13 protein-coding genes are annotated in these 13,644 nt (G+C 54.0%); 6 read left to right on the forward strand and 7 right to left on the reverse strand.

Annotated elements, in window-relative coordinates:
• Nucleotides 1–6 precede the first annotated feature (6 nt).
• The 6 genes from V9K92_RS12100 to V9K92_RS12125 form a co-directional block, all read right to left on the reverse strand.
• Entirely contained in the window at nucleotides 7–1,002 is a 996-nt protein-coding gene (locus tag V9K92_RS12100) for an aldo/keto reductase (protein ID WP_337354091.1), read from the reverse strand.
• A complete protein-coding gene (locus V9K92_RS12105; RefSeq protein WP_337354092.1) occupies nucleotides 999–2,009 on the reverse strand; it encodes a sugar-binding transcriptional regulator in 1,011 nt (336 codons plus the stop codon). The genes V9K92_RS12100 and V9K92_RS12105 overlap by 4 nt, the downstream gene beginning before the upstream one ends.
• Nucleotide 2,010: 1 nt before the next feature.
• Entirely contained in the window at nucleotides 2,011–3,000 is a 990-nt protein-coding gene (locus V9K92_RS12110) for an ABC transporter permease (RefSeq protein ID WP_337354093.1), read from the reverse strand.
• A gap of 22 nt (nucleotides 3,001–3,022) precedes the next feature.
• Nucleotides 3,023–4,561, reverse strand: coding sequence for a sugar ABC transporter ATP-binding protein (locus V9K92_RS12115; protein WP_337354094.1), 1,539 nt, complete (start codon nucleotides 4,559–4,561; stop codon nucleotides 3,023–3,025).
• Between the two features lie 72 nt (nucleotides 4,562–4,633).
• The gene (locus V9K92_RS12120) at nucleotides 4,634–5,662 is read right to left on the reverse strand and encodes a substrate-binding domain-containing protein (RefSeq protein ID WP_115054590.1); all 1,029 of its coding nucleotides are present in this window, start codon (nucleotides 5,660–5,662) and stop codon (nucleotides 4,634–4,636) included.
• Between the two features lie 241 nt (nucleotides 5,663–5,903).
• On the reverse strand, nucleotides 5,904–6,710 hold the full coding sequence (locus V9K92_RS12125) for an undecaprenyl-diphosphate phosphatase (RefSeq protein ID WP_307281727.1): 807 nt from the start codon (nucleotides 6,708–6,710) through the stop codon (nucleotides 5,904–5,906).
• Between the two features lie 261 nt (nucleotides 6,711–6,971).
• Here V9K92_RS12125 and V9K92_RS12130 point away from each other — a divergent pair, with 261 nt between their 5' ends.
• The 3 genes from V9K92_RS12130 to V9K92_RS12140 are packed head-to-tail and all read left to right on the forward strand — an operon-like array spanning nucleotide 6,972 to nucleotide 9,718.
• Nucleotides 6,972–7,664 (forward strand): glutathione S-transferase family protein, encoded by a 693-nt coding sequence (locus V9K92_RS12130; RefSeq protein WP_115054588.1) that lies wholly within the window; start codon nucleotides 6,972–6,974, stop codon nucleotides 7,662–7,664.
• Nucleotides 7,665–7,700: 36 nt separating this feature from the next.
• Complete coding sequence (queG, locus tag V9K92_RS12135; protein ID WP_337354095.1) at nucleotides 7,701–8,852, forward strand: tRNA epoxyqueuosine(34) reductase QueG; 1,152 nt, start codon at nucleotides 7,701–7,703, stop codon at nucleotides 8,850–8,852.
• Complete coding sequence (locus V9K92_RS12140; protein WP_337354373.1) at nucleotides 8,849–9,718, forward strand: SDR family NAD(P)-dependent oxidoreductase; 870 nt, start codon at nucleotides 8,849–8,851, stop codon at nucleotides 9,716–9,718. The genes queG and V9K92_RS12140 overlap by 4 nt, the downstream gene beginning before the upstream one ends.
• A gap of 9 nt (nucleotides 9,719–9,727) precedes the next feature.
• Here the strand turns inward: V9K92_RS12140 and V9K92_RS12145 are convergent, their stop codons facing one another.
• Nucleotides 9,728–10,771: a zinc-dependent alcohol dehydrogenase family protein gene (locus V9K92_RS12145; RefSeq protein WP_337354096.1), complete on the reverse strand. Its 1,044-nt coding sequence runs from the start codon at nucleotides 10,769–10,771 to the stop codon at nucleotides 9,728–9,730.
• Between the two features lie 121 nt (nucleotides 10,772–10,892).
• Here V9K92_RS12145 and mepA point away from each other — a divergent pair, with 121 nt between their 5' ends.
• The 3 genes from mepA (at nucleotide 10,893) to V9K92_RS12160 (ending at nucleotide 13,471) form a co-directional block, all read left to right on the forward strand.
• Nucleotides 10,893–11,885, forward strand: a complete 993-nt coding sequence (gene mepA, locus V9K92_RS12150) for a penicillin-insensitive murein endopeptidase (RefSeq protein WP_336440261.1) — start codon at nucleotides 10,893–10,895, stop codon at nucleotides 11,883–11,885.
• Between the two features lie 89 nt (nucleotides 11,886–11,974).
• Nucleotides 11,975–12,427 (forward strand): methylglyoxal synthase, encoded by a 453-nt coding sequence (locus V9K92_RS12155; RefSeq protein ID WP_307281711.1) that lies wholly within the window; start codon nucleotides 11,975–11,977, stop codon nucleotides 12,425–12,427.
• Nucleotides 12,428–12,442: 15 nt separating this feature from the next.
• Entirely contained in the window at nucleotides 12,443–13,471 is a 1,029-nt protein-coding gene (locus tag V9K92_RS12160) for a glucokinase (RefSeq protein WP_337354097.1), read from the forward strand.
• Nucleotides 13,472–13,644 lie beyond the last annotated feature (173 nt).

Raw genomic sequence — 13,644 nt, forward strand, 5'->3', positions numbered from 1 at the left:
AGCCCGTTACCTGTCCATATTTGTCAGTTTCACTGCGATGGCCGCGTCAAGGGCCGCAAGGTCTTGCTCATCAAGTCTTATTGTTCCGGCTCTGGAATTTTCCAAAGCCTGTTCCGGATTTCGTGCACCGCACAGGGCAAATGTCACGCCGGGTTGTGCCAGCGTCCATGCAATCACCGCTTGGGCGACACTCGCCTGATGCTTTTCTGCTACGGGCTGGATTGCCTCGGCAAACTGTTTGGCCTTCAAACGATTACTGGTAGAAAAGCGGGGATTATCCTTACGTTGATCATCACCCGAAAACACGCGATGCGGATCAATCGTCCCGGCAAGGAGCCCAAGCGCCAGAGAAGAATAGCTCAGTGTAGATACGCCTTGCTCTCGAGTGACCGGAAGTAGATCCGTCTCGATTTCGCGATCGATCATACTGAACCGTTCCTGTATGGCATCCAGCGAGCCGGTTGCGACATAGGCTTTGAGTTCGTTCTGGCTAAGATTACTTGCGCCGATTGCGCGGATTTTGCCGGCACTGCGCAAATCTTCCAGTGCCTGTACGGTCTCCTCGATGGGTGTCGTCGGGTCCTGCCAATGCGTGATATACAGATCTATATAATCGGTACCCAGCCTTTTGAGACTCTCATCGATCTCGTGGAAAATCGCATCGCGCCCGAGATAGCGATGAACCGGTTTTCCATCCTGATCGAAAAAATGCTGTCCCTTCTGCGTGTGCCAGACCAGCCCGCATTTGGTGGCAATGATTGCCTTGTCACGCCTTCCCTTCAACGCCCTGCCAACGATCTCTTCCGAGCGCCCAAGGCCATAGGCGGGAGCTGTGTCGATTAAACTGACACCGGCATCAAGGGAGGCCTGTATTGCGGCTATGGACTGATTTTCATCAGTGCCACCCCACATCCAGCCGCCGATGGCCCATGTCCCCAAGCCAACAGCCGAGGCATTTACACCGGACTTGCCAATGGCACGTATCAATTGCCCATTATTCATGCCCAGCTTCCTTCTGCCTCTGCAATTTCTAAAATACGCATACCCGTTGCTTCATCCGTCACCAGCGTATCCAGATGGTTGCCGCGCATAATGCTGAGAATTGGCTTTGCCTTGTTCGGCCCACTCGCCACGCCAATCTTTGTTGGAATCGAGGCGAATTCACTCAAGGTGAGTGAAACGAGGGAATCGTTTAAGCTGTAGCCGCAAACCTGCCCCCGGTCGTCCAGCAGATGGGCCAGCAGTTCACAGCTTGCACCGGAGCGCTCAATCGCTTCCCGGTCGGTACTCGACGATGGGTGCAAGTCATAATAGCTCGAATCATCGGTCAGGATGGAGCCAATACCGACAACTGCGACTTTGGCTTCCCGCGCACGCTTAAAAACATCCGCGACCGACCGCATATTGATAAGCATCAATCGTTCTGCCGCCGTATCTGCAAAGAGTGGCGCATGAATTTGATAAGCCCGTCCGCCGAGCTTGTCGGCCAGCAATGTCGCAACGTGATTGACATCAGTGTAATGCTTGCCCTGGACACAGCCAGTTGCGGGCACAACCTCGATATTGAACGGCCGCGGCACCTGCAGACCGGCAACAACGGCACTGACACCCTTGCCGCCCGTGATACAAATCGTATCGCCATCGGAGATTTGCTGCAGGAGCAACCTAGCCGCCGCTTCACCAACCGCCTGCAATGCTGTTTGCGGATTGTCCGACACTGTGGGCACCACGACAGCCCGATTGATACCCCCCAGCGCAAGCAACCGTTCTTCCAGATCGATGAGCGGTTCAACAGGTGACTTTATCTTGATTTCGACCAGTCCGAGCTGACGCCCGCGCTTAATGAGGCGATTAACTGTCGGCTGTGATACGCCGAGCTGATCGGCGATCTGCGCTTGTGTCAGGCCTTCCACGAAGTGCAACACCAATGCCTGATGCATTTGCCTGGCAATGACGATCTCCTCGCGTGGTGCTGGAGATAGTTTTGCGTTGAGTCTGACGACAGTCATATCAGGAAGCCTTACGCTTGTGCAAAAAGTGGTCAATGGATACTGCGCCGAGTAGAATGCAACCCTTGATCATGTCCTGCCAGTAAACCGATACATTAAGCAGAACCAGCGAGCTTGTGACCACCGAAAGCAGGGCAATGCCGAGGATCGCACCAAGAATTGTTCCCGATCCGCCATTCAATGACGCGCCGCCAATAACAGCCGCTGCGATGATGTTCAGCTCCATGCCGACGCCGAATGTAGGGGTCGCCGCACCGAAGCGTGACATATAGATGACGCCTGCCACCCCGGCGAGCGTGGAACAGAGAACAGTCACCCAGAACTTGACCTGATTGGTCCTGATGCCTGAGTAAAGAGCGGCCTTTTCATTGCTTCCCGTGTAGAAAACTTTTCGCAATGCAGTCGAACGACGCAAGAGGAAATCGAAGAGCACCACCACCACCACGAAAATAATGATGACATAGGGCACACCGTGAAAACTGCCCTGCCCGATTGCCTTGAACGCGGGGGGTAGGGTGAAGAGCGAGAGCGGCGTTCCTTTGGTGATTATAAGGCAAAGGCCACGTACAATCACCATTCCGGCGAGCGACGTGATGAAGTGATTAAGTCCGACAACGGTAACAAAGAAGCCCATCACGCAGCCAATCAGACTGCTTGCCAGAATACCGATAAGAGAGGCGCTCCACGGGTCCAGTCCCGCAACGAAAAGCGAGCCTGAAAGCACCATTGCGAAGCAGACTACGGAACCCACCGCCAGATCGATACCGCCGACGATGAGCAGAATTGTCATGCCAACCACAACAATGCCTTCAACGGAAAAGCTCATCAGCATGGCGCGGAAATTGCCGAGCGTCAGAAAATGCGGTGAAGCAAAGCTCATGGCAATGCACAGCGCCAGAATGATCGCGATCAGCCCAGCTTCCCGCATTGAACCCAGCCTTTTCCAGGACGGTGTCCGCGTAGCACTTACTCCGATTGTTTCAGCCACCATGTTATTTTCTCCCATAGACTTTTCAGGCAGCATGATCTGTCGCCAACCGTGTTTGTTCGCTTTGATTGACACCGGAAGCCAGCCGTATCACCGCCTCCTCCGTCATCTCATCTGCGCCGAGTTCACCCGCGATCTTTCCCTCCCGGATAACCAGCACCCGGTCACATAATCCAAGCAATTCCGGCAGCTCTGACGAGATGACAATGATTCCGATGCCGGACCTTGCCAGATCGCGAAGCAACAGGTGAATTTCAGATTTTGCACCAACATCAATGCCGCGCGTCGGCTCATCCATCAGGATGACCTTCGGTTGCACCGCGAGCTGTTTGGCAATCGCGACCTTTTGCTGATTGCCGCCACTGAGCGCTGATACAGGCGTGTCGATGTTGGCCATACGAATATTCAGCCGCTGCGCGAATGCGTGGGCAAGCTGTGCTTCGCCCCGCGCATTAATCAGCCCCAGATGTCCCGTCAGCGCCTTGAGATTGAGAACGGAAATATTCTGGGCGATCGACATGTCGAGGAAAACGCCAGAACCTTTGCGGTCCTCGGAAAGATAGACGATGCCAGCCTCTACGGCATCCGTGTAAGTCTTGATTGCCTGTACCTGACCGTGCAAGCGGATTTCGCCATCCGTGATCGCCCGCAGACCGCAAATGCCCTCGGCAATCTCCGTGCGGCCAGAGCCGATCAGACCGCCAATGCCTAGTATCTCGCCTTTGTTCAACTCGATATTGATATCAAGGAAGCGGCTTCTGTCACCAAGGCCACGAACCGAAAGGATTGTCTCGCCTGACACCTCAGCGCTTTGCTGTTTAGGCGGATAGAGCTGGGTTATTTCACGGCCCACCATACGGCGGACAACATCATCGGGCGTCACATCTGCCACCCTCTCCGTGGACACATATCGGCCGTCGCGCAGAACCGTGACACGGTCGCAGAGCGAGAAAATCTCAGCCATTCGATGACTGATGTAAATAATGGAAATGCCGTTCGCTTTCAGATCCCGAATAATATCGAACAATATGCGGGTTTCGGCTTCGGTCAATGCAGCTGTTGGTTCGTCAAAGATCAGTACCCGGCAATCCAGTGTCAGAGCCTTGGCGATCTCCACCAGCTGTTGGCTGGAAATGGACAGATCCGCAACCTTTCGGCGCACGTCGATCGGTGCAAGCCGGTTCATGACTTCCTGCGCCTTACGTTCCAGTTTACGATAGTCCATCAGGAACGATCGCTGGCGGCTCGTCGCGGCCATGAAGATATTTTCCGCTATGCTTGCATCAGGACAAAGCGCGATTTCCTGGTGCACAAGCCCCAGACCAAATGATTGGGCTATTGAAGGAGAGGCGATTTTCACCGCCTCACCTTCCACGAGGATTTCACCCTCATCCGGTTGCAGCACACCGGCAATGATATTCATCAGCGTCGATTTGCCGGCTCCGTTTTCGCCGCAGATCGCGTGAATTTCCCCGCGATGGAGGCTGAAACTTACATTCGTCAACGCCTTTACCGCACCGAAGTGCTTTGTGACGTTGTGGATGTCCAGAACCGGTTTCGGCATGATGACGCTCCTCCCCAATACTTCACAAGACGCTACCCGGACTTTGCAAATCCGGATAGCGGATTGCGAAGTCTACTCCTCGATCCCTTTGGTACCGCGACGCTTCAGGTACTTGTCCCAGAAGAAATCATCCGCATTTTCCGCTGTGACGATGGAGAGACCATTGTCAACGAATGGAATACTCATCGGGTTGAACCCTGCCCGCTTGGCATCGTTCATAGGATCGATCAGTTCCGGATGCTTGGCCAACCAGAGCAGCATGAAACCCATATAGCCCTGCATGCCCTGATTGGGGTTGATTGAGCCAAAGACTTCACCGGCTTTGATCATGTCGAGAATATTGGCGTTGACGTCCGCGCACATGACGAGGATTTTACCGCCGCTTTCCTTATTTGCCTGGGCTGCGCCGATGGCCGAGTTGGCCTCCGGCATGAACACTGCACCAAGATTAGGATTGGCCTGCACGATACTCATCAAGCCTTGATAGGCTTTTGTCGGGTCCTGATTGGAGGCAGCGCGGCCAACCAATTTCATATCCGGCCACTTTTCCTTCATGCGGTCAACAAATGCCGTTACACGCTTGTCGTGATTATCCTGACCTGGATTTTCCAGCACCGCATATTCGCCCTTGCCACCAAGCTTGTTGGCAATGGCATCAGCCGCATAGGTGCCTTCACGAATATTATCCGAAGTGATGAACGATATGCGTTTTGACAATGGCGAGTCCGCCGCAAATGTCACGACTGCCGTTCCCTGACCGATAGCGCGGTTGATTGGCTCGATGAAGGGATCCGAGTTCATTGGGTGAACCAGAATGCCTGCCGGGTTCTGTGCCAATGCCTGATCAAAACTGGCGATCTGCTTGTTGACGTCATATTCCGGTGTTCCGGTATAGGCCGTCTCGCAGCCAAGCTGCTTGCCTGCCTGCTTGAACATCTCGTAAACCGGGAACCAGTATTCGACACCCGACACCATGACGTTCATGACATATTTTTCGCCCGGCTTGCAGCGAAACGGCGATTCCGTTTCAGCCTTGGCTGGCGATGCAAATAATGTTGCTGCAAGGACCGCCATCGCGGTCGTGCCCAAAAAAGTACGCAAGTGTCCTCCTCGAGGCCGAAGCCCCTCCCATTTGTCCGCGGCGCTTCGAATGCAGCCACTTTACTTTGCGAAAACTGGCACTCCTCCTCGAATGCCAGCATGGGTAACTAATCTCAAAGAAAAGAGACTGTCAATAAAATTCATCGCGTGAATAATAATTCATCTATACTTTGCAAAAAACCTCTGGCGGGCGGAAATATTCCGCCCATTGGCTGTCTTCAGTCTATGGAAAAGCCGTGACTTAGCGCATCAATATCAAAGCGACCAGGCCCACCGTACCGACAACAAGCCGCCACCAAGCAAAAAGGCCATAACCGTGGCGAGATACGTAACCCAACAGATAACGCACTACGAGCACGGCGGAGATAAAGGCTGCAAGGAAGCCGACGCCGATCAACGTCACATCATCGAATGTCAGGATATTGCGGTTCTTGAAAAGGTCGAGGGCAAAAGCGCCTGCCATGGTGGGCATGGCAAGAAAGAACGAGAACTCAGCCGCCGAACGCTTGTCAGCGCCCAAAAGCAAAGCTCCGACAATGGTCGAGCCAGAACGCGACGTGCCAGGGATCATGGCAAAGCACTGGAAAAGGCCGATTTTCAAATAGAGCGGCAATGGGAAATCCATCGCATCCGTATAACGTGGCTTCAGGTCGAGCCTATCCACCCATAGAAGGATAAGCCCACCCAGTATCAGCATCGTACAAATCAACATTGGCGATTCAAACAGGATTGCCTTGATGAGCCCATGGGCAAGAACGCCAATGAAAACGGCGGGCAGAAATGCAATCAGCACACCGATTACAAAACGCCGGGCCTTCGGATCATTGGGCAAATCACGTGCTATTTTCAGAAGGCGTGCGGAGTAAACAGTCAGAATAGCAAGGATCGCACCGAGCTGGATCAGCACTTCGAAGGTCTTACCATTTGACTCGAAACCGAGAAAATGGCCTGCAAGCAGCAGGTGTCCTGTCGAAGAAACAGGGATGAATTCGGTAAGCCCCTCCAGCAATCCCAAGAAAAGCGCTTCGACAATTGTCTGAGTTTCCATGTTTATGCTTACCGCTTTCTTAATCCGTATTGCGGTTCCCGCCCCGCCAAAAGGGCACCGCTACAATTGAATACACTGCACAATTTTTGTCTTAACCGATTCTCGTTTAAGAAATTATTCAGCGATAAGGACCCGCCCGTTAAATCGTGTTTACTTGTCTCATGCCGCCGTTGCGCCTATAGCATTGGCCCGGTGTCTGCCATGTTCGCAATACGATGCCGACCCGCAAAATGCCAGTTCGAAAGATTTAGAATATCTGCCATGTTGACGCTTTTTCATCATCCCATGTCCACCGGGTCGCGATATGTGCGACTGATCCTCAATGAATATGACATTGAAGTGCAGTTGATCGAGGAAAACAGTTGGGCACGCCGCAAGGAATTTCTGTCGCTCAATCCCGCAGGTACATTGCCCGTATTGCTTGCAGAAGGTGACGTGCCTGTGGCCGGGGCATCGGTGATTGCCGAATATATTGACGAAACACGTGGCGCATTAAAACGCAGCCGTCGTTTGTTTCCGGAAGACTCGCTCAATCGCGCAGAGGTACGCCGGCTTGTTGACTGGTTCTTGAGCAAGTTTGAAAATGAAGTGACACGGCATATGGCGCGTGAACGCATCTTCAAGTTGCATATGACAGCCGAGCAGGGTGGAGGCGCACCTGACAGCGCTGCCATCCGCGCCGCCCGGGCAAATATTACCCAGCATATGAGATATATTGACTGGTTGACCGCCACACGCAATTGGCTGGCAGGACCTGCACCGACCTATGCAGACATGGCTGCTGCGGCCTCCATCTCCATTCTCGACTATCTTGGAGAGATAAAATGGGCCGAGTATCGTGCGGCACGCGATTGGTATACCCGGATGAAGTCCCGACCCTCCTTCCGCCCGCTTCTTTCGGACCGCGTGCGCGGCTTGCCCCCTGCATCGCACTATGGTGATCTGGATTTTTGATCTTATAGGGTATTTAAGTTCTCATGCACGGTTGTCATGCAAATGAACCTAAATCAGCAAGAGCGGCTTAAACAATTCATTATCGAAGAATCGCGGGCAGCTGGCTTCGATGTCATCGCGATCACCAGTCCGGACTCAATCCCACAAGCTGAAGAGCGGCTGCGCGAATATTTGTCGCTTGGGCGTCACGCAAGCATGGAATGGATGCGGGAAACCGAGGAGCGTCGAAGCAGTCCGCAAGCTCTTTGGCCGGAAGTTCGCTCGATCATTGTTCTGGCCATGAATTACGGCCCCGACAACGATCCGCTCACTATCCTTGAGCAAAAAGACAAGGCAGCGATTTCCGTCTATGCGCAGAACCGTGATTATCACGACATTATAAAGGGCAAGTTAAAAGGCGTAGCCAGCCGGTTTGCCTCGCGGGCCACTGGCGAAGACCTTAAAGTGTTCGTTGATACGGCACCTGTCATGGAGAAGCCACTGGCAGAAGCCGCAGGGCTTGGCTGGCAAGGCAAGCACACCAATCTGGTCAGCCGGAGGCATGGGTCCTGGCTCTTTCTAGCCACCATCTTCACAACAGCAATGCTCCCTGTAGACACCAAAGAGCAGGACCACTGCGGCTCGTGCCGTGCTTGTCTCGATACCTGTCCGACCTCGGCTTTTCCTGCTCCCTATCAGCTCGACGCACGCCGGTGCATTTCCTATCTCACTATCGAGCATAAAGAACCGATCGCACTCGAGTTCCGCAAGGCGATGGGCAACCGTATCTATGGTTGCGATGATTGTCTTGCCGTATGTCCGTGGAATAAATTTGCTGAAACTGCACGCGAGTCCAAGCTGCGTGCCCGCGACGATCTTCGCTCGCCCTCTCTTGCTTACCTGCTGACCTTGGATGACCCTACATTCCGAACCCTGTTCTCAGGCTCACCTATCAAGCGCATTGGTCGCGATCGCTTCCTGCGAAATGTATTGAACGCCTGCGGTAATTCCGATGATCCGAATTTGATAGAACCGGTCAAGCGGCATCTGTCCGATCCTTCGCCGCTCGTGCGCGGCTCAGCGGTGTGGGCTTTGAGCCAGCTCCTGAACGCAGAAAGCTTTTCAAACCTCAGATTGATCCACGCAGTGAAGGAAAATGATGCTGGCGTCTTGACCGAATGGCACAATGGCGCGAACAATCAGCTATGAAGATTTTCCTGTTTGGTGCCGGTTATTCAGCGCGCGCCTTTGCCAGAGCAATTGCTCCCACAGCCGAGTTTATTGGCGGGACGACGCGTGACGGAACGAAGTTGGCGACACTCGACAAGGAAGGTATCATGCCTTTCCTTTTCCATGGCACCCACGCGTCGCAGGAGATTGCAGATGCGCTGGAAACCATCACTCATCTGGTTATTTCAACATCTCCAGCAAAAACCGGCGATCCCGTGATCGCGCTGTTCGGAGAGACGATCCGTCGCGCCATGCCAAAGCTGCAATGGATCGGCTATCTATCGACAGTAGGCGTCTATGGCAATCACGCCGGTGCCTGGGTGGACGAAACAACGCCCTGCAGCCCGGTTTCCACGCGTTCGGTTGAGCGTGTCGATGCGGAGCATAGCTGGCAGGCTTTGGCAGATGCTCGCGGCGTTCCGCTGGCAATATTGCGGCTTTCGGGAATTTACGGACCGGGGCGTAATGCTTTTGTCAATCTCACCAATGGAACAGCGCGGCGTCTCAACAAAACCGGTCAGGTTTTCAACCGCATTCATGTGGATGACATTGCCGGTGCCCTTCAGTTCCTCAGCATGCACAACCAGGGTGGCATATTCAATATTACCGATGACGAACCGGCTCCGCCCCAGGATGTTGTCGCCTATGCCGCCGAGTTAATGGGCGTGGAGCCACCGGAAGAGTCTGACTTTGAATCAGCGCAACTGACGCCGATGGCCCGCTCATTTTATGGCGAGAACAAGCGTGTTTCCAACAAGCGCATCAAGTCTTTGGGTTTCACATTCCGCTATCCCGACTACGGCACTGCCTTCGCGGCCATGTGGCGAGACGGCAGCTGGCGTTAACGTCTGTATCTAGCGAAAACTCGTAATTACATTGATTCCGATGCCTTCAAAGCGGTCCATCGCCATCAGGGCCGCTGGCGCGTCATCCAAGGTGATTTCCTTGCCAATCAATCTTTGCGGTTTGAGCTTGCCAGTCTCCAGCATGTCCATCAGAGCATTATACCGAAAGGCCTGCATGCCATGGCTGCCATATATTTCAAGCTCATGCGCAATGACCTTATCCATGGGAATGGGAGAGTGTGCGTGATCACCAAGCATTAGTCCCACCTGCACATGACGGCCACGGCGACGCAGATTCGCGATTGAATTAAAGCATGTTGTGGGGTGCCCCAGTGCGTCTATGGAAACATGGGCACCACCCTTGGTAATCTCTCGGATTGCGCCAATAACATCTTGTTTCTCACGTCCATTGACAGAAGCGACAGCCCCTAATTCTCGGGCAAAAGCAAGCTTCTCTTCGGACAAGTCGACCGCAACAACATTCGCGCCCATCGCAGTGGCAATCATAATTGCGGAGAGTCCCACCCCGCCGCATCCATGCACTGCCACCCATTCGCCTGGCTTCACTTTCGCCTGGTCGACAATGGCGCGGAAAGAGGTCACAAATCGGCAGCCAAGACTTGCCGCCGTGGCAAAATCCAGCGAATCCGGCAGGGCGACAAGATTGGTATCGGCGAAGTCGAGCGCGACATATTCCGCGAAAGAGCCCCATGCGGTGAAGCCGGGCTGAAACTGACTTTCACAAACCTGATGATTGCCCGAATTACACTCAAAACAATGTCCGCAACCGCCAACAAAAGGCACTGTTACGCGCTGGCCGATTTTCCATCCTGTCACATGTTTGCCAATAGCTTCAATTGTTCCCGCAAGCTCATGTCCTGGCACGTGCGGCAGAACAATATCCGCATCATGCCCCATCCAGCCATGCCAATCACTGCGGCAAAGTCCGGTCGCTTCAACTTTCACTACAACGCCGCTTGCGGCAGGTTCGGGATCCATAACGTTCTGCACGCGGGGCGGATGGCCAAACTGCTCGAAAATGACTGCTCTCATAATGCGGACCCCACCGAATCAAACCTAAATTTGTTTCCATATTGCGGGTTTCATGCGAATCTTGCCATCATAAAGCTCGGATGACCGAAGCAATTTTGCTTCCCATCCATTGGACAATAAAATGATATCAAAAACTCTGCTCTCCTTTGCTGTTGGCATATTAGTTTCGCTAGCAAGCACACTCAATGCTGTCGCCGAAGACGGGCCTGCAAAGCGCTTGTTCGGCTCGCAATCATTGCCCAGTCTCGGAGCACCGCAATCAACCGGTTTTTACGCCAAGGGTTGCCTTGCAGGCGGCGTTGCATTGCCCGTGGATGGACCGGCCTGGCAGGTCATGCGTCTGTCGCGAAATCGCAATTGGGGCCATCCGCGCATGATCGCCCTTCTGGAACGGCTAGCCCGTGATGCTTCCGCCAAGGACGGCTGGCCCGGCCTACTGGTTGGCGATATTTCGCAGCCACGTGGCGGTCCGATGTTGACCGGTCATGCTTCGCATCAGGTAGGGCTTGATGCCGATATCTGGCTGACTCCGATGCCGAAACGCCGCTTCACCAATCAGGAACGTGAGACGGTGGAGGCGAAGTCCATGCTTCAAGGGGACACGCTTTTTGTTGACCCTGATAAATGGAGTGCAAGTCGCACGGCTCTTTTGAAACGCGCTGCGAGTTACCCTGAGGTTGAGCGGATTTTTGTCCACCCCGGCATCAAGAAAAAGCTGTGTGACAGCGTGCAGGGCGACCGTAGCTGGCTGAACAAAGTACGTCCCTATTGGGGTCACTATTATCATTTCCATGTGCGCATCAAATGCCAGCCCGGATCTCCCGAATGCAAAGCACAGGAGCCGACAGGGACTGATGATGGCTGCGGCAAACCTTTGGCCTGGTGGTTCACCGATGAGCCGTGGAAGAAAGCACCTCCACCCAAAAACCCGGTCAAGCCCAAGGTCATGATGCTCTCGGACCTACCGAAGCTTTGCGCCCAGATATTGAATGCACCCGGGCCAAAATCGGTTGAAGAGGTTACGCTTGGCGTTGGTGCGAAGGTTCCACAGGCATCTACAGATACCAGCCAGGACTTTCCAGAAGACGTTCCGGTTCCCGGTCAAAAGCCTTGAGGTCTTTTTGTGCTCTGCCCTTTTCACGGCGACGTGAATTGTTTATAGAGTTTCAATCGATTTAGGGCCCCACCCGAAAAAGAGTTTTGATGACACAGCCATTCCGCCTTGCGTTGATTGCCCATGACCAGAAGAAGGACGACATGGTGGCGTTTGCGCGCAATTATGAGGCCTTGCTTGCACCATGTGACATCGTCGCGACCGGCACGACCGGCCGCCTGATACAGGAAGCGTGTCCCTCACTGACAATCGCCCGCGTAAAGAGCGGACCGCTTGGCGGCGATCAGCAGATCGGTGCGTTGATTGCGGAAGGACGAATTGACGGGCTTATATTTTTCGTCGACCCGTTGTCACCTTTGCCACACGATGTTGATGTAAAAGCACTGATGCGGCTTGCCAGCGTTTACGATATTCCCATGGCATTGAACCGGGCCACAGCTGAGGTTCTGGTACAAAAAAGAGGCTTGCTACGGGATGACGCGGCCGACAATACATTGATGCGCCATGTGTCCGATCGGGATAAAGGCACGCGTGGCATTTAAGACAGGAAAGCGATAATGGTTACACAGGCAGATACCGACCACATCATGAAATTTCCGATTCTGGTCGGGGATATTGGCGGTACCAATGCGCGCTTCGCTATTCTTGTCGATGCCTATGCAGAGCCGAAGGAATTTCCGGTTCTGCAAACTGCCGATTTTTCAACTATTGATGAAGCTATCCAGAACGCGATCCTTGACCACACCTCGATCCAGCCACGTTCTGCAGTGCTTGCCATTGCTGGTCCTGTCGAAGGTGACGAGATCGACCTGACCAATTGCGCCTGGGTCGTCAAGCCGCGCCAGATGATGGAGACACTTGGCCTCTCGGACATTACCGTCATCAACGATTTCGAGGCGCAGGCACTCGCCGTTGTTTCGCTTGAGCCAAAGCATCTTGAAAAGCTTGGCGGTGGCGCGGGTGATCCGCATGGCAGCCGTGCGGTGCTCGGGCCCGGCACTGGTCTTGGGGTTGCCGGCATGGTTCGTTCTCGCGCAAGCTGGGTTCCTGTTCCTGGTGAAGGTGGTCATGTGGATATGGGTCCGCGTACTGAACGCGATCTCGAACTTTTCCCTCATATCGAGCATATTGATGGCCGCATTTCCGGCGAACAACTGCTTTGCGGGCGCGGACTGCAGAATATCTATCGCGCCATTTGCAAGGTTGGTGGAACGGAACCAGCGCTTGAAACGCCTGCCGACATAACTGCCGCTGGTCTTTCCGGTGAATCTCCGGAAGCGAGGGAAACCCTGGCTCTTTTCGTCACCTATCTCGGCCGTCTGGCGGGTGATTTTGCTCTGACTTTCATGGCGCGCGGTGGTGTATATCTCGCCGGTGGCATCGTTCAAAAGATCGTGGAGCCGCTAAAAAATCCGGCCTTCCGCGAAGCTTTTGAAGATAAGGCCCCGCACCAGCAAATATTACGCGAGACACCGGTTTATATCATCACGCATCCTCTGGCAGCCTTAAGCGGTCTGTCTGCATTTGCCCGCACACCAGCCCGATTCGGCGTTGCTACTGAGGGTCGTCGCTGGCGCCAAGGCTGAACTGTTCGCTGAACCCTTTCTGGGGCATCAAGGCAACACTGCCCGCCGCATTCCGCCAAACGGGGCAAAACCGATAGGCAAGGCGAGGCAATAACGCTATAGGGACAAGATCACGCGGCAAACTTCCTGCAAAAGGAGGTTTGCCTGACATTTTAGTACCAGCGAGTTGCCGC

This window comes from Phyllobacterium sp. CCNWLW109, assembly GCF_037203905.1.
Lineage (GTDB): Bacteria > Pseudomonadota > Alphaproteobacteria > Rhizobiales > Rhizobiaceae > Phyllobacterium > Phyllobacterium ifriqiyense.

What these genes read in the sequence shown, in the direction of transcription:
- mepA (WP_336440261.1), top strand. Translation starts at nt 10,893, where the DNA reads ATGATATCAAAAACTCTGCTCTCCTTTGCTGTTGGCATATTAGTTTCG.
- V9K92_RS12125 (WP_307281727.1), bottom strand. Translation starts at nt 6,710, where the DNA reads ATGGAAACTCAGACAATTGTCGAAGCGCTTTTCTTGGGATTGCTGGAG.
- queG (WP_337354095.1), top strand. Translation starts at nt 7,701, where the DNA reads ATGCAAATGAACCTAAATCAGCAAGAGCGGCTTAAACAATTCATTATC.
- V9K92_RS12105 (WP_337354092.1), bottom strand. Translation starts at nt 2,009, where the DNA reads ATGACTGTCGTCAGACTCAACGCAAAACTATCTCCAGCACCACGCGAG.
- V9K92_RS12145 (WP_337354096.1), bottom strand. Translation starts at nt 10,771, where the DNA reads ATGAGAGCAGTCATTTTCGAGCAGTTTGGCCATCCGCCCCGCGTGCAG.
- V9K92_RS12115 (WP_337354094.1), bottom strand. Translation starts at nt 4,561, where the DNA reads ATGCCGAAACCGGTTCTGGACATCCACAACGTCACAAAGCACTTCGGT.
- V9K92_RS12160 (WP_337354097.1), top strand. Translation starts at nt 12,443, where the DNA reads ATGGTTACACAGGCAGATACCGACCACATCATGAAATTTCCGATTCTG.
- V9K92_RS12130 (WP_115054588.1), top strand. Translation starts at nt 6,972, where the DNA reads ATGTTGACGCTTTTTCATCATCCCATGTCCACCGGGTCGCGATATGTG.
- V9K92_RS12140 (WP_337354373.1), top strand. Translation starts at nt 8,849, where the DNA reads ATGAAGATTTTCCTGTTTGGTGCCGGTTATTCAGCGCGCGCCTTTGCC.
- V9K92_RS12110 (WP_337354093.1), bottom strand. Translation starts at nt 3,000, where the DNA reads ATGGTGGCTGAAACAATCGGAGTAAGTGCTACGCGGACACCGTCCTGG.
- V9K92_RS12155 (WP_307281711.1), top strand. Translation starts at nt 11,975, where the DNA reads ATGACACAGCCATTCCGCCTTGCGTTGATTGCCCATGACCAGAAGAAG.
- V9K92_RS12100 (WP_337354091.1), bottom strand. Translation starts at nt 1,002, where the DNA reads ATGAATAATGGGCAATTGATACGTGCCATTGGCAAGTCCGGTGTAAAT.